The sequence below is a fragment of the Acidimicrobiia bacterium genome (genome assembly GCA_040881685.1).
Lineage (GTDB): Bacteria > Actinomycetota > Acidimicrobiia > IMCC26256 > PALSA-555 > SHVJ01.
In genome coordinates, this window is record JBBECS010000002.1 from 1 (window position 1) to 19252 (window position 19252).

Below are 19252 nucleotides of genomic sequence, written 5' to 3' on the forward strand. Positions count from 1 at the left end.
AGCGAGAGCTCCTGGCGGTCTGACCAGGAGCTCGGAGCGACCCATGCGGGAGGAGGGACTATCCGCCGATCTGGCTCATGGATCGGCGCGGGCGGATGAAGTCCACGTTGCCGATGCGGTGCCCGGCCCACTTCGTGCCGACCGCTGCTTCGATCACCGCCGCGACGTCGTCATCGGTGCCGCCGCCGCGCAGAACGGGCCGCATGTCGAACTCGTCCAGGGCGAAGAGACAGGATCGGAACTTGCCCTCCGCGGTGATCCGGACGCGGTCGCAGTCTCCGCAGAAGGGCTCGGTGACGCTGGCGATCACGCCGATGTCGCCCCCGTCATCCGCGTAGCGAAAAACTTCGGCCGGCTCGGGGTGTGGCGTGCCGGCCGAGTGCCGTACGAGCGGAAAGACGTTGTCGATCGCGGCGAGGATCTCGCGCGCCGGCACCACCTGCTCCATCGTCCACTCGTTGGTCGCGTCGAGCGGCATGAACTCGATGAACCGGACACCGACGCCCTTGGCGCGCCCGAACGCCGCGAGGTCCACGACCTCATCGTCGTTGACGCCGCGGATCACGACGGAGTTGATCTTCACCGGGTCGAGCCCGGCGTCGAGCGCGGCGTCGACACCGAGGAGGACACGATCGAGCTCGTCACGGCGCGTGAGCTCGAGGAACGTCTCGCGCCGGAGCGTGTCGAGGGAGATGTTCACCCGACGCAGACCGGCCGCGACGAGATCGTGCGCGAGCTCGGGCAGGCGTACGCCGTTCGTGGTCATCGCGAGGTCGGTCCCGAGCGGGGCGAGGAGCGCGAAGAGGCGGGGCAGGTGCGCCCGCACCGTGGGCTCGCCCCCGGTCACCCGGATCGCCTCGAAGCCCCAGCGCTCCACGCAGATCCCGGCCACCCGGGCCTGCTCCTCGTAGGTGAGCAGGTCGGCCCGATCCAGCCACTGCATCCCTTCCTCCGGCATGCAGTACGTGCACCGGAAGTTGCAGCGGTCCGTGATCGAGATCCGCAGATCCTTCACCCGCCGCTGGAAGGGGTCGACGAGGGGGACGGGGTGGACCCCGGGGACAGGTTGGACGCCAGGGGGTCTGGAGGTCATGACAGCGCTCAGGCTACCCGGGGCATCCTCGGACCTCGCCAGGGGTTGACGATCACCACCCTAAGTGGTTAGATGAGGGAGCCCTGCCACAAAGAGTGGCTGGGGCGAGGACGATCGAGCCACCTGCTCGGGGAGGCGACGATCCGCCGTCTGTGTCATTTGGTCGCTAGGGACGGCGGGGAGCCAGGCGAAACCGGCCCCATCTCTGCACTGTGTGCGGAGAGTTGGGTGCCGGTTTTCTTCGTTGGACCCGAAGCAGAAAACGAGGGCTCATGAACCGCACTCCGCTCCGCTCGCGTCGGCGCATCGCCGGTGTCGGGCTGGCACTGGCCGTCACCGCGGGCAGCGGCGCGGCCGTCATGGCCTCCACACCCGCTGGGGCGCGTGAGGGCAGGGACGCGTCCGACCGGGTCATCGTCTGCGAGTCAGGCGTGGTCAGTCAGGGCGACGTCGACACCTCGTCGGCGTTCGCTGTGCGCGTCGCCGCCGACACTCCGGTGCCGGCTGGGTGCCGCGAAGGCTGATCACTCTCTTCCTGGCGCCCGCGGTCCCGGCCTTCTTGGGGCGGGCCGGGGCCGGAGGGACGGGTTCGAAGCGCTGCGACACAGCCGGGGGCACCCAGACCCCCGGCTTTGTCGCGGGAGGGGCAAGCCCCTCCCGCGTGCCCACCCCAGCGCGACGTCATACACACTCACGGAAGTCGAGGGCCGGCCAAGTCGGCCCTCGGCGAACCACGTACGCGGCTAATGATCTGGCGGCGCGTCGAGGAGCATCACTCTCACCTGCTCACCTGCAGCGATGCCGACGCCGTCGGGGATCATCGCCAAGGCATTGGCTGCTGCGGTCGCGGAGAGCACGTTGCTGGCCTGGTCGCCGGTGCGACCGGCGACGTAGCCCGCCTGTTCACGGTCGGAGCTCTGCCACCGCACGCGCACTCGGTCGAGGTGGAGCTTGCCGTCGGGCTTGCGCGTGAACGCGTGCTCCGCGCGCGCGGTGACCTCCGGTCGGAAGCGAAGCGGGTCGCCGGCGCGCTGGAGGAGCGCGGGCCGAGCGAACAGCTCGAAGCTCACGAGTGACGACACCGGGTTCCCGGGTAACCCGAACACGGGGACGCCGCGCACCACACCGAACGCGAGGGGCTTCGCGGGCTTGATCGCCACCTGGCGCCATTCGAGATGACCGAGTCGGTCGAGCGCCGCCTTCACGTAGTCGTAGTCGCCCACCGACACGCCGCCGCTCGTGAGCACGGCGTCGCAGCGATCCAACGCCTCCTCGAGCAGCGCGGTGATGCGGTCTTCGTCATCGCGCGCCACCCCGAGATCCACGGGCGCAAAGCCCGCCTCACGCGCGAGCGCCACCAGCATCGGTCGGTTCGAGTCACGGATCTGGCCCGGTGCGAGCGCCGCGCCCGCTTCAGTCAGCTCGTCACCCGTCGACAGCACACCGACCCGTGGCCGCGGGTGGGCACGCACCGAGGATGCGCCGATGCTCGCGAGCACTCCGAGGTGCGCGCCCAGGAGCCGGGTGCCGGCTGGGAACACCTCCTGGCCCCGAACGAGATCGCCGCCGGCCCGTCGGACGTGGTCGCCCACGCCGGCCTCCGCCTCGATGGCCACCTCGTCGCCGTCGGCCGTGGTCCGCTCCACCATCACCACCGCATCGGCGCCGTCCGGCATGGGTGCCCCGGTCATGATCCGGATCGCTTCACCAGCCCCGACCGCCCGGTCCGGAGCTCGGCCAGCGGGCAGATCCCCCACCACGCGCAACCGAACCGGTGCGTTCGGCCCGGCACCGGCGGTGTCCTCCGCGCGCACGGCGTAGCCGTCCATCGCGGTGTTCGCGAACGGGGGCACGTCCTCGTCGGTGGCGACGGCCTCGGCAAGGACCAGGCCATGTGCATCCGTGAGCGGCACCTCTACGGGCTCGAGCACCGAGACCGCGGCGAGGATCTCGGCGCGCACGTCCTCGAAGGGGACGAGCGCCTTCACGCCAGTGGGCGGCGCCGCGCGATGTCGGAGAGGATCTCCGCAAGCCCCGGTCCGAGATCTGGCCGATCGAGTGCGAGCTCGATGTTGGCGCGCAGAAAGTCCAGCTTGTCGCCGACGTCGTACCGGCCTTCGGAGAACACGACGCCGTGCACGGGCTCGTCACGCATCAACACGCCGATCGCGTCGGTCAGCTGGATCTCGCCGCTCACGCCGGGCTCGGTGCGGTCGATCGCGTCGAAGATCTCGGGGGGGAGCACGTAGCGACCGATGATCGCGAGGTTGGAGGGCGCCGCGTCTGGCGCGGGCTTCTCCACCACGCCGCGCACCCGCATGAGCCCCTCGCGCACCGGATCGACGGTCGCGCAGCCGTAGGCCGAGATCTGTTCGGGAGGCACCTCCATGAGCGCGAGGACCGCACCACCGAACTCCTCGTACGTCTCGAGCATGCGGCGGAGGAGCTGCGCATCGTCGACCATGATGTCGTCGCCGAGCAGCACGCCGAACCCCTGGTCGTCGATGTGCTCGCGGGCCACCGACACCGCGTGCCCGAGCCCGAGCGGGTCGCGCTGGCGGATGTAGTGGAGGTCGGCGAGGGCGTGCACCGCGCGGATCTCCTCCAGCAGATCGAGCTTCTTGTGCTGCTCAAGATAGAACTCGAGCTCGAAGTTGCGGTCGAAGTGGTCCTCGATCGCGTGCTTGCCTCGCCCGGTGATCACGAGCACATCCGTGAGCCCGGCGTCGACCGCCTCCTCGACCACGTACTGGATCGATGGCTTGTCGACGATCGGCAGCATCTCCTTCGGCTGGCTCTTCGTGGCGGGGAGAAAGCGAGTCCCGAGCCCCGCCGCGGGGATCACCGCCTTGGTGACAATCGGCTTCGCACTCATGGCCCGGAGGCTACCGACCGTGCACCTGGGCTACCGACCGTCGTCGACCGCACCGGAGGTGGAGTCGGGTTGCGCCGGATGGCCGTCGTGGGTGCTCAATCCCAGCTCTCGGCCGCGCACGACTCGCCACAGGCTTTTCAGGTGGCGAACGATGATGATACCGGCGATCACACTCACGACCGACATGTCGAGCCAGCTCGCACCGCGCGCCACGACGATCACCGTGAACATCACGGCACACGCAACCGACGCGACCGACGCCTTGTGGAGGCCACGCGCGATCAGCACCCAGACGACGCCGGTGACGAGCATCACGAGTGGGAACGGCACCGCGAGTGCCCCCGCGCCCGTGGCCACGCCGCGCCCACCCTTGAGGTGGCGCGTGATCGGGAACACGTGGCCGAGCACCGCGGCGAGCCCGAGCACGTAGGCACCCCGGTGGCCGTCGAATGCGGTGTCGACGACGGCACCCACTCCCGCGGCGAGCGCGCCCTTGCCGATGTCGAGGGCCAGGACGAGCAAGCCCCATTTCCATCCCATGAGGCGGAACACGTTCGAGGCGCCGGGGTTGCCCGAACCCTCGTTGTGCACGTCGATGCCGCGGCGGCGCGTCACGAGCCGCGCGCTCGGGAGTGTCCCGAGCAGATACGCGAAGGGGATGAGGAGGAGCACCTCGGGCATGCGCCCGTCATTCTGCCCGCGCGGTGCCGCCTCGGCGCTCGGGCCGGCGCCGCCGCGGAGCCAGGAATCGAGATGAGGTAGCATTAGCAGTCAACCTGAGCGAGTGCTAACGCGGCACCCGCGCAGCCGGGAGCGTTCATGCCGACCTACCGATACCGCTGCGGCACCTGTGGCGGGGAGCTCGAGGTGTGGCAGTCGTTCACCGAGACCCCGCTCACCACGCACGACGGCTGCGGCGGCGCCCTCGTCAAGGTGATGAGCCCGGCCGGGATCGTGCTGAAGGGCTCGGGCTTCTACAAGAACGACAGCCGCTCCAACGGCGGGCGTCGGGGCGAGAAGCGGGACTCGGGCAAGGACGCAGGCAAGAAGGACAAGGAATCCACCTCGGCGGGCAGCTCGTCGAGCTCCGACGGCGGGTCTGGTTCGAACGGCACGTCCGACACGTCCACGTCGGGTTCGACCGCCGACTCGGCCACCAGCTCCCCTGGCGCCGGGTCGTCCGGCGGATCAGGATCAGGATCAGGATCGAGCACGTAGCACCACCAGCCGCACTCCGCGCCTCGCGCCGCCGGTAGCCTCCCTTCCCTCCCCGCAGCCTTCCCCGACTTCCCTCGCACCTCCCCGTTCCGCGGCGCGCCTCGCGCCGTTCCTCGTGGAGGTGCCCATGCTCCGTCGTCCCCCGCGCGCCATCGCGCTCCGCGTCGGCGCGGTCGTCGTGGTCGTCGCGACCGCTGCGCTCGTCGCGTCCGATCTTGCCGCGCTCCACCGCCGCGCGAACGACTTTGGCTCGCCGCGCGACGCCGTCATCGCACGTCACGACCTCCCGATCGGTGCCACGGTCGACGCGCGGGATGTGACGACGCGCCGTGTGTACACGTCTCAGCTCCCGCCTGGGGTGTTGCGCGACGTCGATCACGCGATCGGCCGAGTCGTGACCGTGCCTGTCCTGAGAGCGGGGTTCGTGGTTCCGCGCAGCCTCGCCTCCCGAAGGCGTACCGGTCTCGACGGCGCGATCCCGGCCGGGCTGCGCGCGCTGCGCATCGTGGTCAGTGATGCCGTCGAACCTCGGGTCGGTGCCGCCGTGGATGTGATCGCCAGCTTCGAGGACGACCCCTTCGACGCCGGATCAGAGTCGTTGGTCGGGTCGGCGACAGTCATCGCCCACGGCGTGCTCGTGCTCGGTACCGACGCCGCGACGTCGAGTGACGGAGGTCCGGCACGCGCCGTCACGTTGCTGGTCTCACCCCGCGAGGCCCGTGATCTGGTCCATGCGGCGACGCACGGATTCGTCACGATCTCACTCGTCCCACCCGAAGACGCGCGCTGACGACGCGTACTGTGTCCGGGTGCCGGTCCTGCATGCGATCGTCCTCGGCATCGTCCAGGGGCTCTCCGAGTTCCTGCCGATCTCGTCCAGCGGGCACCTCATCCTCGTGCCCGAGCTGTTCAACTGGAACGAGCTCGCCAACCATCCTCAGCTGAACAAGACGTTCGACGTTGCGTTGCACATCGGAACCCTGGTGGCCGCGCTCTGGTACTTCCGGCGCGACCTCGGGCGCTACGCGGTCGCAGGGATCCAGAGCATCCGTACCAGGAGCGTTCGTTCCACCGACGAACGCCTCGCGTGGCTCCTCCTGCTGTCCGCGGTGCCGGGCGCCATCGTCGGCGCGCTGCTCAGCAGCACGATCGACGAGGAACTCGGTGATCCGGTGCTCATCGGAGCCATGCTCGTGGTGTTCGGGGTGGTGCTCTGGTTCGCAGACCGGCTCTCGGGCACGCGCGCACCCGATGAGTTCCGCACTCGCGACGCGATCGTCATGGGGATCGCACAGGCTGCGGCGCTCCAACCCGGCGTCTCGCGCTCAGGGGTCACGATGTCGGTCGGCCGTTGGCTCCACTTCGACCGCGAAGCCGCCGCACGTCTGTCGTTCTTGATGAGCATCCCGATCATCGCGGGCGCTGCGCTCTACAAGGCCCTGGAAGTGGCGACGGGGCGGGGTATCCCCGACGGGTTCGTCGAGCCGATGGTGTGGGGCACGATCGCATCGGGCATCGCCGGCTTTGTGGCGATCGCTGGCCTGCTCCGCCTGCTCACCCACCGCTCGTTCCTGCCGTTCGTCGTCTACCGGATCCTCTTCGGCGTGGGCGTGATCGTCGTGTTCGCGACCGGCGTCCGGTGACCGAGCGCCTGGTCGAGGCGGTGATCTTCGACTTCGGCGGTGTCATCTCGGTGCCCGTCTTCCACGATCTCGACCCGATCGACGACGACTTCGGTGTACCTCGCGGCTCGCTGCACCGCCTCCTCTTCGGTGACGCCGACGATCCGAACCTCGACTTCCACCGATTGGAGACCGGTGAGCTCACCCTCGCCGAGTACTTCGAGGGGCTGGAACGCCGTGCGCCCGAGATCATCGGTCGACCACTCGATGCCGACGCGTTCCTGAAGTTCTCCGCGACCCGCGGGCTCCAGGTGCAGTGGCCGATGGTGCACCGCGTCCGCGCGCTGCGCGCCAATGGCATGAAGCTCGCATTGCTCACGAACAACGCCAAGGAGTTCGCTGGGTCGTGGCAGGCGAGCTTCCCGGTGCACGAGCTCTTCCCGGTCGTCGTGGACTCCAGCGAGGTCGGGCTGCGCAAGCCCGACCGGCGCATCTACGAGCTCACGTGTGAGCGCGTCGGGGTCGAAGCGGCCGCAGCGCTCTTCCTCGACGACAACGTGGAGAACGTTGAGTCCGCACGCGCCTTGGGCATCGAATGCGTGCTGGTCACACCGGATCCTCTTCAGACAATCCGTGCGCTGGACGAGATCCTCGACCGCCGCGGCACCAAGACTTGAGTTTTGGCGTCGATAGACCTCGCTATTCGGGGTTGTGCGACGCCAAAACCGGGGGTGAGGCCCCGCTCATCGACATCTCGCCGATGAGGAGGGTGACGCCGGCGGCACCTCCGGGGAGCCACGTGACGTCCGAGCCGATCTCGACGACGTCGAGCAGGATGCGCGGGAGCGTGGACGCGATCGTGACCTCGCGCACCGGCTCGGCGAACGCTCCGCCGCGCAGCATCAGCCCTTCTGCGCCTACGGAGAAGTCGCCGCTCACCGGATTCGTCCCGGAGTGCAGACCGCTCACGGACTGCACATAGAGAGCGTCTCCAGCCGCGGCCATCACCTGCTCCGCGGAACGTGTGCCGGGCGTGAGCGCGAGTGCGCGGGCACCGCATCCCGGTGTCGACGCGAAGCCGCGGATGGCCGCCCCGTTCGTGCCGGTGCCCGACCGACGACCCGTGTACGCGTTGTGCAGGAAGCCGCGCAGCACCCCGTCGACGATGAGCTCGTTACGCCGCGACGCGACGCCTTCGGCATCGTGCGCGGAAGCCCCGAACGCTTCGGCGTCGGTTGGGTCGTCGCAGAGCGTCAGGCCGGCCGCGCCCACCTGCTCGCCTTCACGCCCGACCAACACGGAGCGGCCCTTGAGGATCGCCTCACCGCTCAGTGCACCGCCGAGCACCGCCAGCACAGACCGCGTCACCAGCGGATCCAGGACGACGGGCAGTCGTCGAGAGGCGGGCTGCGTCGCGCCGAGAAGACGGGTCGAACGAAGCGCGGCGTCGCGCGCGGCAACCTCAGGGTCGAGATCGGTGAACGAACGTCCGGCCGAGAAGCCGTACCCGGTCTGAGTCGCCTCGTTCACGCCCGCGAGTGCGATCACCGCACAGGAACAGGTGGTGCGCTGCACCGCCGCGCTGACACCGCGCGAGTTCGCGACCGCGGATTCTGCCAGGGCGTCGCCGTAGATCGCCTGTTCGACGCCGCGCAGCCGCGGGTCGGCGGCGAGCGTCGCGGCCTCCACCTCGAGCGCGAGCGCAACCTTGGCTTCGGTGGCGACCTGACCCAGGTCCTCGGACCACAGGTCGAGGGCGGGTGCGTCGCCGCGGGCTTCCTCGGGCGTGACCACGCCCTGACAGTCGTCCGGGGTCGCGAACTCCGCGTTGTCCCGCGCATCCGCGAGCGCGGTCTCGACCACGTCCAGATCGAGCGAGCCCGCCCAGGCGAACCCTTGTCGACCCTCGATGATCACGCGCACGCCCACACCGGAGCGCTCGGCGACCATGAGTGACTCGACCTTGCGGTCGAAGACCTTCACGTCGGTCTCGCGAACGCGCGAGACGTACGCCTCGACCTCCTCCCCCGGCTGGGCGCGCTCGGCCAGGTCGAGGGCGAGCCCCAGCAGGTCGGCCACGCGGCGTTCCCTAGCTTCCTGCGGTGCCGCCGACGGTGAGCTCGGCGACGCGCAGGGTCGGCTGACCGGACGAGACCGGCACGCCCTGGCCGTCCTTGCCGCACGTTCCCGCCCACGTGTCGAAGTCGTTGCCCACGGCATCCACCAGCCGCAACGTCTCCAGCCCGTTGCCGATGAGCTGCGCGGCCCGCACCGGCTCCGTGATCTCGCCGTCTTCGATGAGGTACGCCTCGGTCACGCCGAACACGAAGTCGCCGGTCGCGGTGTTCACTTGACCGCCCCCGAGCGCCGCGCAGTACAAGCCGTGGGGTGTGCCGGAGATGATGCGATCGGGGTCCTCGTCGCCCGGGAGCAGCAGCGTGTTGGTCATGCGCACCATCGGCAGGTGCTGGTAGGTCTCGCGGCGGCCGTTGCCCGAGCTCGCGCGCCCCTCCTTGCGGGCGCGCAGGTGATCCCACATGAAGTCCGTGAGCACTCCGTCCTCGATCAGCACGTTGCGCTGCGCCGGCGCACCCTCGTCGTCGATCGCGTACGTGCCCCACTCGCGCGCGTACGAGCCGTCGTCGACCAGTGTGATCAGTGGTGACGCCACTTGCTCGCCGATCTGTCCCTTGAAGACCGACGCGTCGCGGCCGACCAGATCAGCTTCGAGCCCGTGCCCACACGCCTCGTGGAACAGCACACCTCCGGCGCCGCGGCGCAGGACGACCGGGAGCTTGCCCGACGGCGCGGGGCGCGCCGACAGCATGGCGAGCGCGCGGTCGGCGGCGATGCGCGCGACCTCCTCCGGCTCGATCTCCTCGAAGAGCTCGAAGCCGACGCTCCGCCCGGGTGCCTCCATCCCGGTCTGCATCCCCGTGTCACCGACGGCAACGCACTGCACGAGGAAGCGGGTTCGCACCTGGTCGTCCTCGGCAAGGAGCCCATCGGAGTTGGCGAGGAGGATGCGGCGGCGGCCGTCGGCGTACGCCGCGTTCACCTGGCTGATCGCCGCGCCCCGGGCGCGCGCCGCGTCATCGGCCCTCCGGAGCACGTCCACTTTGCGGGACTTCTCGATGGACTCCGGCGCGTCGCGGACCTCGTGCGGACGCGCCGTGTGCTGACGCTCCAGGTCGATGACGCGCACCTCGCCGTCAGCGCCGTGGGCAGCCGCGGCTGCCGCCTCTGCTGCTGCCAGCAATCCCGACTCGGACAGGTCGGCGGTGTGTGCGTATCCGGTGGTGTCGTCGCGAACGACACGTACCCCGGCACCGCGCGCGTGCCCGGACACCAGCTCCTCGATCCGGCCGTCGTCGAGTCGAGCATTCGACGACGATCGGTGCTCAACGAAGACTTCGGCGAAGTCGCCGCCGTGACGCAGCGCGGCGTGCAGCGTTCGTTGAAGGACGTCCGTCGCGAGCATCGGGTCGCTAGGGTATTTCAATGGCGGTGCGTGCTGGACTCTCCGCGATCGCGAAGATGGTGGTCACGGAAAGCGACACTGCGACCGCGCTGAGCACCGGGGACGTCCCCGTGCTCGCCACGCCGAGGGTCGTCACGCTCGCGGAGGAAGCAACAGTGCAAGCCGTCGCGGCCGACCTCGAAGCTGGAACGACGACGGTTGGCTACCGCGTGCAGCTCGACCACCTGGCGCCGACGGCGGTCGGCGGCCAGGTGCACGCCGAGGCGATCCTCGAGACCGTCGAGGGTCGACGCCTGACCTTTCGGGTCTCGGTCAGCGATGGTCGCGGCCTGGTCGCCGCCGGGCGCATCACCCGCGTGGTCGTCGAGCGCGACCGCTTCCTCGACAAGGCCGGGACCTGATACTGGGCGCGCTCGCTGCGCCGCAGGGTACCTGCGGCGCGGCCGCTCGCCAGCGCCTGCGAGCTCCTTCGCTACGCTCAGTCACCGCCTTCAACCAAGGTTGCTGGAACGTGGATAGGCGTCGGCGGGATCGGTGAGGACGTTCACGACCGAAAGACCGTCGTGCGCCAGCGCGCGATCGATCGCCGGCCCGATCTGGGCCGGCTGGTCGACGAGCTCGCCGCCACCACCGAGCGCCTCGGCTACCTGGTCGTAGCGCGTCCCCGGCCGTAGCTCGGCCACCACGTCGTAGCCGAAGATCATCTGCATGGGGTGCTTCTCCAGCCCCCAGATCCCGTTGTTGCCGATGATCGCGGTGACGTTCACGCCGTGGCGAACGAGCGTGTCGAGGTCACCGAGCGTGAAGCCGATGGCACCGTCGCCGTAGACCACGACGACCTGACGGTGCGGGTATGCGAGCGCCGCGGCAAGCGCGTAGCCGGTGCCGGCACCGAGGCAGCCGTACGGCCCGGGACCGAGGAAGCAACCGGGCGTGAACGTGTCCACGTACTTGCCCGCGTACGAGACGAAGTCTCCGCCGTCGCCGATCACGATCGCGTCGGGCGCGAGACGGGTACGGAGCTCGCCGTAGATCCGAGCGGGGTGGATCGGGTGCGCATCGGACTCCAGCACCACGCGCTCACCTTCCCGGCGGGCGTGCTCCTCTTCGCGCAGCCGCGCGATCCAAGCGTTTCGCGCTTTGGTGGATCCCGCGGTGCCCGCGCTCGGCGCCTCCTCGGCCAATGCGAGGAAGGTCGCGCGCAGGTCGCCGGCCACCGAAGCCACCAGCTCCACGTGGGGCGCGACCGCGCCGGGTGCGTCGGCGAGGTGGACCACCGGCGCGTTGAACGCACCGAAGCCCAGCCGGAAGTCCAGCGGCGTACCGGCCACCACGACGAGGTCGGCTTCTTCGAACGCGATCTTGCGGGCACGCGAGAAAGCGAGCTCATGGTCCGCGGGCACGACTCCGCGACCGAGATCGTTCGCGAACACCGGCACGCGGGTGCCCTCGACGAACTCGCCCACCGCGTGTTCCGCGCCCGCCCAATAGACGTCGCCTCCGACCATGAGAACCGGACACTCCGCCGCGCCGAAGAGCTCGGCGACGCGCGTGACGGCGTCACCATCCGGAACCGCACCGGCGAGCCCGGCGACATCCGTTGCGGCGATCGCCGGCGCGTCGGTACCTCCCCATCCATCGAGTGGGATGTCGACGAACGCCGGGCCGCGGTGGGGCGTGTGTGCGGATCGGATCGCGGCGTCGAGGCCAGAAGCGATGACGTCGGCGTCCCGGAGCGTTGCTGCATGCTTCGTGATGGACGCGACGATCGGCAGGTGGTCGAGCTCTTGGAGCGAGCCCGAACCCCAGCGGGCCTGCGGCGCGCGCCCGCCGATCACGAGCACCGGTGATCCGTTGAGGTGCGCGCTCGTGATCGCGCTCACACCGTTCGTCACCCCGGGACCAGCCGTGAGCGCGGCCACGCCGAGCCGGCGAGTGACCTTCGCCCAGCCTTCCGCCGCGAACGCCGCGGTCTGCTCGTGGCGCGTGTCGACGAGGGCGATGTCCTGCTTCACGCAGCCGTCGTACAGCGGGAACAGGTGCCCACCGCTCAGGGTGAACACCGTGTCGACGTCGTGGGTCTTCAGCGTCTCCGCCGCGACCTCCCCCGCGGCCTTCACTTCGTAACCGCGCCGTCGACGGCGCGCAGGAACCGCTGCACCGCGCCAAGGTACGCGTCGGGGTTCTCGAACTGCGGCGAATGGCCCGCATCGGGGACCACGACGAGCTCGGAGCTCGGGATCGCGTCAGCGATGGCGTGCGAGTCGGCAAGGAACGGCGAGTCCTGCTCACCCACGATCACCAGCGTGGGACACCGCACCGCCCGCAGCTCCTCGAGCTGGACGGGCTGGTGCGCGATCTCGTGGATGAGCGCCGCGTAGGCGACGGCCGGGACGGCGAAGAAGTTGCGGATCCCGTACTCCTCGTAGCCTGGCCGTACGAGCTGCACCCGCTGGTTCGCGGGGGTTCCGAGCGGGTCGAGCTCGTCGAGCACCTGCCGGACGATCGTCATGCCCTCGGTCAGCGCGATCGCGGCCCCCATGTCCACGAGGTCGGGGTCCACGCCGCTCGGCTTGCCTGGCGACGTGCTCATGAGGATGAGCGCGTCGATGCGCTCCGGTGCCGTCAGGACCGCACGACGCGCGGCCATGCCACCCATCGAGTGACCGAGCAGCCGAAACCGCTCGAACCCGAGCTCGGAGGCGACGGCGAGCGTGTCGGCAGCCAGACGGTCGAATGAATACGCGTCAGCACGGTCGGGCTTGTCGCTCGCGCCGTGGCCCCGGAGATCGAACCGCGCGATGGTGGCATGCTCGGCCAGGTGGGGCACGTGATCGGCGAAGTCCTCCTTCGCGCCCGTGAAGCCGTGCACGAGGACCAGCGGCGGGCCGGCGCCGCTGACCTCGACCTCCAGCCCGACCCCGTCGTCGACGGTGATGCGCACCTCGGCTCCTCGGGCTCGTTCGGGCCGTGGCCCAGTCGGAGCAAACGCTACCGGGGCGGCGGCGAGGGTTCTCGGCCGGCGGGACGCACGCACCCGACGACCCGTAATCTACGGGCTATGGCGCTCTCCACGACGGCTCCCGCGCGCCGCCACGGGCCGTGGGTCAAGTGGGCGCGGCTCGCGGTGAGTGCGGGCTTGCTCGCGGTGCTCGTCACCAAGTTCGATCCCGACGAGCTCGTGCCGTCCGATCGCAGCCTGCCGGGAACGCTCGCGTTCCTGTGCTCCGGCATCGTGATCATGGCCGGGAGCTTCCTCCTCGCCGCGTGGCGGTGGCAGCGCGTCCTCGCGGTGTACGGCGTCCAGGTACCGTTGCGCACGCTGCTCAAGCACTACCTGGCTGGTCAATTCGTCGGCAACGCGTTGCCGTCCACCGTCGGGGGCGATGTGCTGCGCGTGAGCCGATGCGGCCGTGACATCGGGTCGAGCGAGATCGCGTTCGCATCGGTGGTCATCGAGCGGCTGACCGGATTCTTCGCCCTTCCGGTGCTGACCTTCTTCGGGTTCCTGATCGATCGCACACTCTTCGACACCGACCGCGCGTGGATCGCGATCGTGATCGCGAGTTCGACGCTCGCGATCCTGGGAATCATCCTCCTCGTGGCGGGCAGTCCGCGCTTGGCCGGGCGTTTCAAGGACCACGAGAACTGGATGCGCTACATCGGGATCGTCCACGTCGGGGTCGACCGCCTCCGGCGCGACCCACGTGACGCCTGGGCCGCGCTCAGTGCCGCGCTCGCGTACCAGATCGCCGTCATCGCCGCGGTGTACTGCGCCGTCCACACGATCGGGCTCACGATCTCGAACGGAGCCGTGCTCGCCTTCGTGCCCGCGGTTGCGATGGTGCAGGTGCTGCCGATCTCGATCTTCGGTGGCCTCGGAGTTCGGGAAGGTGCGCTCGCGCTGCTCCTGCATCCACTCGGCGTCCCAGCCGCGCAAGCGATCGCCGTCGGCCTGCTCTGGTACACGATGACGCTCATCGTCAGCCTCGCCGCGGCGCCGGCGTTCGTGATGGGCCACCGTGAGCACCGCGTCAGCGCAGCAGTACCGGAGGGGTCATGAGCGTCGCGCCGCCGCAGCTTCGCGGGCTGCACCGCCGGCTTCCCGCAGGGCGCGTGCTCCGCGACGGAACCGTCCTGTACTGGTGGGCGGAGCTGGTGTCGATCGTCGTCTTCTACGTCGTGTACTCCACGATCCGGAATCTCAACGGAACGAACCCGACGGCCGCGCGTCTCAACGCCCTGAAGCTCATGCACTGGCAGGAGACGCTCGGCATCAATCACGAGCGGGTCATGCAGGAGTGGGCAGTCAACTTCAAGCCGCTCATCATCGCCTGCAACTACTTCTACGGCTCGCTGCACTTCGTGATGACGACCGGCGTGATGATCTTTCTGTATCGAAAGTTCAGCGACGACTACCCGCTGTGGCGCAACATGCTCGCGTTCGCCACGGCACTCGCCCTGATCGGGTTCGCACTCTGGCCCCTGATGCCGCCACGTCTGCTGCCATCGCAGTTCGGGTTCGAGGACACGCTCGCTCAGTATCCGACGTTCTGGTCGTTCAACCAGGGTGCGGTCAACAAGATCTCGAACCAGTTCGCGGCGATGCCGAGCGTGCATTGTGCCTGGGCGCTGTGGTGCGCGCTCGCGTTGGTGCCACGTCTGCGGCGGCGATGGGCCAAGGTGCTCGCGGCGCTGTACCCCGTCGGGACCGTCATCTCCATCGTGCTCACCGGCAACCACTTCCTCCTCGACGCGGTCGGAGGCTTCGTGGTCCTCGGTCTCGGCTACCTCCTCGCGCGCACGTTCACGCGTGCAGGACGGGGCGACCCGGGCGACCCGCCGCGAACGCGGGACGAAGGCGGTTCGATCTCCGCCGCCACGACCTGACCCTGCGGTGCGCCTCGACCACATCGCGCTCGCGACGCGCGACGCCGGAGAACCGCTCGCTCTGTTCGTGGGCGAGCTCGGCGGCACGGTGCTCTCGGGCGGCCTCGCGATCGGCTACCGACCGATGCAGGTGCACCTCGGCAGCGCCGCCGCGGGCATGAAGGTCGAGCTCCTCGAGCCCTGGCGAGCCGACGAGAATGACTTCCTCGAGCGGTTCTTGACCCGCCACGGGGAGGGCCCGCACCATCTCACGTTCAAGGTCGATGACCTCGAGGCCACGCTCGACCGCGTGTCGGCGGCAGGGCTCACGCCCGTCGGCGTCGACCTCTCGTTTCCCATCTGGAAGGAGGCGTTCCTGCAGCCGCGCGAGGCGCACGGCACCGTGGTGCAGCTGGCCGAGTCGTCGTCGACCGAGAAGACCGCCCTGGAGGAGTACGCGGCGGTGGAGCGCAACGGGATCCAGCTCATGGGCGACAAGTGGTGGCCGGATCCGCCAACGCGCGCGGCCGCCACCACCTTCTTGCGCCGGGTCGTGATGACGTCGCCGTCGGTGCCCGAAGCACTCGAGTTCTTCGTCGGCCTGCTCGACGGCACGCAGCACGCACAGGGCGAAGGCTGGGTCGAGCTTGCCTGGCCGGGCGGGAGCCACATCCGCCTTGAGCAGCGCGCCGACCGCCCCGCCGGGATCGAGCGCCTCGAAGCCGACGGTGCCGGCCCGCCACGCGAGCTGACCGTCGCCGGCATCAAACTGCGCGTCGCCAGCTCGGGCTGACCATCCCACGTTTTTGGCGTCGCTGAGTGTCGATATGCGACAGCTATCGACGCCAAAACCGGTGGGAAGGGGTCAGTCCTTCTTGTCGAGGTGGCGCGCGAAGAGGTAGCCGGCGAGGAAGCCGAGCAGGCTGCACGCGGCGATCACGAAGACGAGCGGGATCCTCACGGAGTCGACGAGGAAGTCGATGCTCGTCTTCTCGAAGTTGACCGCGCCGAAGAGCGCAACCAGCCCGACCAAGATCGCGATCGCTATCTGGCGTCCGCTGGGCCGCCAGCGCGTGTCTTCAACCCTCTGGCTCATGCTGTCCGTCATCGCTCCCCCTCGGCGTCGGAGCCAGAATCTACCGAGGTTGCCCCGAGCGCGCTCCTCCCGGTCGCAGACGCTCGGCCACGACGGCCAAGACGGTCTCGCGAACCGCTCGATCCGCGAACGAGAGCTGCGCGTCGCGGGCGTTCACGATCGCGAGGCGGCGCGGCGGCATACCGGCGATCGGGAACATCTGCACGTCGAGGTCGGCCGGCACCGCGGTCTCGGGGAGCACGGAGGCTCCTGCACCAGCGGCGACGAGGTCGGCCACGAGTCGGATGCCCTCGACCTCGACGTTGATCCGGAGCTCGATCCCCTGCTGCGCGGCGACGGCTTCGACCTCGTAGCGCAGCGGGTTCTCCGGCGGCGGCGCCACCAGGCCGAGCGCCACCAAGGAGGCGAGTGGCACCGGTGGCACCGGCATCTGCACGCCGCGTGGCACGACCGCCACGAGTGCCTCCTCGAGGATCGTCTCGGCCACGAGCCGCCGGTCGCTGACCGGCTCGGTCACGACCGCTTGCGCGAGCTCCCCAGCGAGCACGTCGCTCATCAGCCGCTCCGATGCCGCTTCGTTGACGCGCAGGCGGATGCCCGGCGCGCGCTCGCGAAGCTCTGCCACGAGGCGCGGGACCACCCATCGGCTGGCCGTACCGACGATGCCGAAGCTCGACTCACCCACCTCGAGGCCCTGGAGCATGGCGAGGTCGGTGCGCATCGCCTCCACCTCGCGACGGATGCGACGGGCCCGCTCCAGCACCACGTCGCCGGACTCCGTGGCCTCGGCCCCCCGTCGGCCCCGGACGAGCAGCTGCGTGCCCAGCTCGGCCTCCAGCTGGCGGATCTGCTCGGACACGTTGGACTGCACGGTTGCGAGCACGTCGGCGGCGGCCGTGAACGAGCCTTCCTCGGCGATCGCCAGCAACGTCTCGAGGTGCCGCAGCTCCACGCCGGCCTCTTATTCATCGGGATTATCGATCGGTAGCATCCATCGTACCTGTTGGACAGATTGCTTCGCAGGGAGCACGATGGGCGAAGCAGTGCGCCTCGGTAGCCGGTCACCCCCCGGCCGGCTGCCCGCACACTGCGAAACGGGCCTTCGGGCCCACGGCGCAGACACCTCGAAGGAGGTCACGGTGGCGGCAGAGACGATCTCGAACCTGGTCTTCGCCGGACCACTGGCCTGGACCACCGACGCCGCGTGCGTCGGCCAGACCGACCTCTTCTTCGCACCCGCGGGCGAACGCCCCGAGACCCGCGTCCTGCGCGAGGCCCGCGCCCGCTCCATCTGTCGCAGCTGCCCGGTCGCACAACCGTGCCGCGAGTGGGCACGCGACAACCGCGAGTACGGGTTCTGGGGTGGCGAGTCCGAGGAGGACCGCGCCGCCGCGGGGTATCGCGTCGACATGCCGGTCGGCCGGGTTGCGCGCTACCCGAAGGGCAAAGGCACACCGGTCAAGCCGCGCGAGTCCCGCGTCGCCTGAGGCGGACGCAAGCCGCAGGTACCCTGCGGCCCTTGAACGGACTCGATCTCGACGCATTGGCGCCGTGGTTCGCGGAGCACGTCGACGGCGCAGATGACAGCCCACTGCGCGCCGAGCTGATCGCCGGCGGTCGCTCGAACCTCACCTACGCAGTCAGCAACGCCACGAACACCTGGGTGCTGCGGCGCCCACCGCTCGGGCATGTGGTCGCGACCGCCCACGACATGAGTCGCGAGCACCGCGTCATGGAGGGCCTCGCGGGCACCGACGTGCCCGTCCCCCGCGTCTACGCCGCGTGTGACGACGCGGAGGTGATGGGCGCACCCTTCTATGTGATGGAGCGAGTCGAAGGCCGTGTGCTGCGCGAGCTCGAGGAGATCGCCACACTCGACGCCGACGAGGCTCGCCGGTGCTCGCATGCGCTCGTGGATGTGCTCGTCGACCTGCACGCGGTCGACTATCGGTCGGTCGGACTCGCCGACTTCGGAAAGCCTGACGGCTTCCTCGAACGGAATGTCGCGCGGTGGGGCAAGCAGTGGGAGGCGAACAAGACGCGGGAGGTGGCCCAGATCGACGAACTGGCACACCGCCTCGATGCCGCGCTGCCCGAATCCGGGCTGGCCACGATCGTGCACGGCGACTACCGGCTCGACAACACGATGCTCGCGCCTGATGACGCGGGCACGATCGCCGCGGTCCTCGACTGGGAGATGTCGACGCTTGGCGACCCGCTGACGGACCTCGCCTTGCTCCTCGTCTACTGGGGCGCGGGCGGCTCGGAGATCTCCCTCAGCTCGACGCGCGGGGTCTCGCAGGTCCCGGGGTTCATCGCGATCGACGAGGTGGTGGAGCGGTACGCCGAGCGCTCCGGTCGATCGATCGAGCACCTCGACTTCTACGTGGTGTTCGCGCTCTACAAGCTCGCGGTGATCCTCGAAGGCATCAACGCGAGGTTCCTGATGGGCAAGACGCTCGGCGAGGGCTTCGACGAGATGGGCCTTGCGGTCGTCGCGCTCGCCGACGCCGCCCTCGACCACGCGGCCCGGTCATCCGACCCCGTGCTCCGGGGCTGACCGAGGCGAGGCATGGACGGCTGGCTTCGCGTCTCGCCCTCGTGCCGCATTGACTCGAACGAGCTGGAGTGGCGGACGAGCCGGTCGGGCGGTCCGGGTGGGCAGCACGCCAACACCTCCGACACCCGGGTCGAGGTGCGCCTCGACATCGAGGCATCGCCGTCACTCGGGCCGCGGCAGCGGGCTCGGTTGCTCGAGCGCTTGGGACGCATCGCGAGCGCGACCGCATCGGACACCCGCTCGCAAGCACGCAACCGGGAGCTCGCGCTCGAACGTCTCCGCTCCCGGCTCGAGGAAGGCTTGCGGGTGCAGCCCAACCGGCGGGCAACCCGCCCGTCGAAGGCAGCCCGCAAGCGCCGAGTTGACGCCAAGCGCCGGCGCAGCCAGATCAAGCGCGGGCGCGGCCGTCCCGATGTCGAGGACTGACTGAGCGCGCCG

Annotated in this window: 22 protein-coding genes; 12 read left to right on the top strand and 10 right to left on the bottom strand. The window is 69.7% G+C overall.

Annotation, left to right across the window (positions count from 1 at the left end; all coding sequences use genetic code 11):
* Window positions 1–58: 58 nt before the first annotated feature.
* The gene (gene moaA, locus WEE69_00215; protein MEX1143720.1) at window positions 59–1093 is read right to left on the bottom strand and encodes a GTP 3',8-cyclase MoaA; all 1035 of its coding nucleotides are present in this window, start codon (window positions 1091–1093) and stop codon (window positions 59–61) included.
* A 272-nt stretch (window positions 1094–1365) separates the two neighbouring features.
* On the opposite strand from moaA, the gene WEE69_00220 reads away from it, so the two are divergent.
* Entirely contained in the window at window positions 1366–1617 is a 252-nt protein-coding gene (locus WEE69_00220; GenBank protein ID MEX1143721.1) for a hypothetical protein, read from the top strand.
* Between the two features lie 219 nt (window positions 1618–1836).
* Here the strand turns inward: WEE69_00220 and glp are convergent, their stop codons facing one another.
* The 3 genes from glp to WEE69_00235 are packed head-to-tail and all read right to left on the bottom strand — an operon-like array spanning window position 1837 to window position 4649.
* The gene (glp, locus tag WEE69_00225; GenBank protein ID MEX1143722.1) at window positions 1837–3081 is read right to left on the bottom strand and encodes a gephyrin-like molybdotransferase Glp; all 1245 of its coding nucleotides are present in this window, start codon (window positions 3079–3081) and stop codon (window positions 1837–1839) included.
* Window positions 3078–3968, bottom strand: coding sequence for a UTP--glucose-1-phosphate uridylyltransferase GalU (gene galU / locus WEE69_00230; protein ID MEX1143723.1), 891 nt, complete (start codon window positions 3966–3968; stop codon window positions 3078–3080). The genes glp and galU overlap by 4 nt, the downstream gene beginning before the upstream one ends.
* Before the next feature lie 30 nt (window positions 3969–3998).
* Window positions 3999–4649, bottom strand: a complete 651-nt coding sequence (locus tag WEE69_00235; protein ID MEX1143724.1) for a glycerol-3-phosphate acyltransferase — start codon at window positions 4647–4649, stop codon at window positions 3999–4001.
* Window positions 4650–4787: 138 nt separating this feature from the next.
* Here WEE69_00235 and WEE69_00240 point away from each other — a divergent pair, with 138 nt between their 5' ends.
* The 4 genes from WEE69_00240 (at window position 4788) to WEE69_00255 (ending at window position 7485) form a co-directional block, all read left to right on the top strand.
* The gene (locus tag WEE69_00240; GenBank protein MEX1143725.1) at window positions 4788–5186 is read left to right on the top strand and encodes an FmdB family zinc ribbon protein; all 399 of its coding nucleotides are present in this window, start codon (window positions 4788–4790) and stop codon (window positions 5184–5186) included.
* 127 nt (window positions 5187–5313) lie between these two features.
* Window positions 5314–5976 (top strand): Flp pilus assembly protein CpaB, encoded by a 663-nt coding sequence (gene cpaB, locus WEE69_00245; GenBank protein ID MEX1143726.1) that lies wholly within the window; start codon window positions 5314–5316, stop codon window positions 5974–5976.
* Window positions 5977–5995: 19 nt separating this feature from the next.
* Entirely contained in the window at window positions 5996–6829 is an 834-nt protein-coding gene (locus WEE69_00250) for an undecaprenyl-diphosphate phosphatase (protein MEX1143727.1), read from the top strand.
* Window positions 6826–7485: an HAD family phosphatase gene (locus tag WEE69_00255; GenBank protein MEX1143728.1), complete on the top strand. Its 660-nt coding sequence runs from the start codon at window positions 6826–6828 to the stop codon at window positions 7483–7485. Before WEE69_00250 ends, WEE69_00255 begins: the two co-directional genes overlap by 4 nt.
* Window positions 7486–7507: 22 nt before the next feature.
* Here WEE69_00255 and WEE69_00260 read toward each other — a convergent pair whose 3' ends face one another.
* Both WEE69_00260 and WEE69_00265 read right to left on the bottom strand, forming a co-directional pair.
* Window positions 7508–8887: a TldD/PmbA family protein gene (locus WEE69_00260; GenBank protein MEX1143729.1), complete on the bottom strand. Its 1380-nt coding sequence runs from the start codon at window positions 8885–8887 to the stop codon at window positions 7508–7510.
* A gap of 10 nt (window positions 8888–8897) precedes the next feature.
* A complete protein-coding gene (locus WEE69_00265) occupies window positions 8898–10289 on the bottom strand; it encodes a TldD/PmbA family protein (GenBank protein MEX1143730.1) in 1392 nt (463 codons plus the stop codon).
* Window positions 10290–10309: 20 nt separating this feature from the next.
* On the opposite strand from WEE69_00265, the gene WEE69_00270 reads away from it, so the two are divergent.
* A complete protein-coding gene (locus WEE69_00270; protein ID MEX1143731.1) occupies window positions 10310–10690 on the top strand; it encodes a hotdog domain-containing protein in 381 nt (126 codons plus the stop codon).
* 90 nt (window positions 10691–10780) lie between these two features.
* Here WEE69_00270 and WEE69_00275 read toward each other — a convergent pair whose 3' ends face one another.
* Entirely contained in the window at window positions 10781–12409 is a 1629-nt protein-coding gene (locus WEE69_00275) for an acetolactate synthase (protein ID MEX1143732.1), read from the bottom strand.
* The gene (locus WEE69_00280; GenBank protein ID MEX1143733.1) at window positions 12406–13233 is read right to left on the bottom strand and encodes an alpha/beta fold hydrolase; all 828 of its coding nucleotides are present in this window, start codon (window positions 13231–13233) and stop codon (window positions 12406–12408) included. Before WEE69_00280 ends, WEE69_00275 begins: the two co-directional genes overlap by 4 nt.
* Window positions 13234–13350: 117 nt before the next feature.
* Here WEE69_00280 and WEE69_00285 point away from each other — a divergent pair, with 117 nt between their 5' ends.
* The 3 genes from WEE69_00285 to WEE69_00295 are packed head-to-tail and all read left to right on the top strand — an operon-like array spanning window position 13351 to window position 15951.
* Complete coding sequence (locus WEE69_00285) at window positions 13351–14352, top strand: lysylphosphatidylglycerol synthase transmembrane domain-containing protein (protein MEX1143734.1); 1002 nt, start codon at window positions 13351–13353, stop codon at window positions 14350–14352.
* Window positions 14349–15179 carry a phosphatase PAP2 family protein gene (locus WEE69_00290; GenBank protein MEX1143735.1) on the top strand — a complete coding sequence of 277 codons (831 nt, stop codon included), beginning with the start codon at window positions 14349–14351 and terminating at the stop codon, window positions 15177–15179. Before WEE69_00285 ends, WEE69_00290 begins: the two co-directional genes overlap by 4 nt.
* Window positions 15180–15186: 7 nt before the next feature.
* The gene (locus tag WEE69_00295; protein ID MEX1143736.1) at window positions 15187–15951 is read left to right on the top strand and encodes a VOC family protein; all 765 of its coding nucleotides are present in this window, start codon (window positions 15187–15189) and stop codon (window positions 15949–15951) included.
* Between the two features lie 72 nt (window positions 15952–16023).
* Here the strand turns inward: WEE69_00295 and WEE69_00300 are convergent, their stop codons facing one another.
* Together WEE69_00300 and WEE69_00305 are read right to left on the bottom strand one after the other, a co-directional pair.
* A complete protein-coding gene (locus tag WEE69_00300) occupies window positions 16024–16266 on the bottom strand; it encodes a LapA family protein (GenBank protein ID MEX1143737.1) in 243 nt (80 codons plus the stop codon).
* Between the two features lie 28 nt (window positions 16267–16294).
* On the bottom strand, window positions 16295–17206 hold the full coding sequence (locus WEE69_00305; protein ID MEX1143738.1) for a LysR substrate-binding domain-containing protein: 912 nt from the start codon (window positions 17204–17206) through the stop codon (window positions 16295–16297).
* Window positions 17207–17393: 187 nt separating this feature from the next.
* Here WEE69_00305 and WEE69_00310 point away from each other — a divergent pair, with 187 nt between their 5' ends.
* Genes WEE69_00310 through arfB form a run of 3 tightly spaced genes read left to right on the top strand, consistent with a single transcriptional unit; the run spans window position 17394 to window position 19240 of the window.
* Window positions 17394–17741, top strand: coding sequence for a WhiB family transcriptional regulator (locus WEE69_00310; protein ID MEX1143739.1), 348 nt, complete (start codon window positions 17394–17396; stop codon window positions 17739–17741).
* Between the two features lie 32 nt (window positions 17742–17773).
* On the top strand, window positions 17774–18814 hold the full coding sequence (locus WEE69_00315; GenBank protein MEX1143740.1) for a phosphotransferase family protein: 1041 nt from the start codon (window positions 17774–17776) through the stop codon (window positions 18812–18814).
* 12 nt (window positions 18815–18826) lie between these two features.
* Window positions 18827–19240, top strand: coding sequence for an alternative ribosome rescue aminoacyl-tRNA hydrolase ArfB (gene arfB / locus WEE69_00320; GenBank protein ID MEX1143741.1), 414 nt, complete (start codon window positions 18827–18829; stop codon window positions 19238–19240).
* Window positions 19241–19252: the final 12 nt, after the last annotated feature.

Coding starts and splice junctions, on each gene's coding strand:
- WEE69_00285 (MEX1143734.1), top strand. CDS start 13,351: ATGGCGCTCTCCACGACGGCTCCCGCGCGCCGCCACGGGCCGTGGGTC.
- moaA (MEX1143720.1), bottom strand. CDS start 1,093: ATGACCTCCAGACCCCCTGGCGTCCAACCTGTCCCCGGGGTCCACCCC.
- WEE69_00240 (MEX1143725.1), top strand. CDS start 4,788: ATGCCGACCTACCGATACCGCTGCGGCACCTGTGGCGGGGAGCTCGAG.
- WEE69_00300 (MEX1143737.1), bottom strand. CDS start 16,266: ATGACGGACAGCATGAGCCAGAGGGTTGAAGACACGCGCTGGCGGCCC.
- arfB (MEX1143741.1), top strand. CDS start 18,827: ATGGACGGCTGGCTTCGCGTCTCGCCCTCGTGCCGCATTGACTCGAAC.
- WEE69_00290 (MEX1143735.1), top strand. CDS start 14,349: ATGAGCGTCGCGCCGCCGCAGCTTCGCGGGCTGCACCGCCGGCTTCCC.
- WEE69_00265 (MEX1143730.1), bottom strand. CDS start 10,289: ATGCTCGCGACGGACGTCCTTCAACGAACGCTGCACGCCGCGCTGCGT.
- WEE69_00220 (MEX1143721.1), top strand. CDS start 1,366: ATGAACCGCACTCCGCTCCGCTCGCGTCGGCGCATCGCCGGTGTCGGG.
- WEE69_00235 (MEX1143724.1), bottom strand. CDS start 4,649: ATGCCCGAGGTGCTCCTCCTCATCCCCTTCGCGTATCTGCTCGGGACA.
- WEE69_00270 (MEX1143731.1), top strand. CDS start 10,310: ATGGCGGTGCGTGCTGGACTCTCCGCGATCGCGAAGATGGTGGTCACG.
- cpaB (MEX1143726.1), top strand. CDS start 5,314: ATGCTCCGTCGTCCCCCGCGCGCCATCGCGCTCCGCGTCGGCGCGGTC.
- galU (MEX1143723.1), bottom strand. CDS start 3,968: ATGAGTGCGAAGCCGATTGTCACCAAGGCGGTGATCCCCGCGGCGGGG.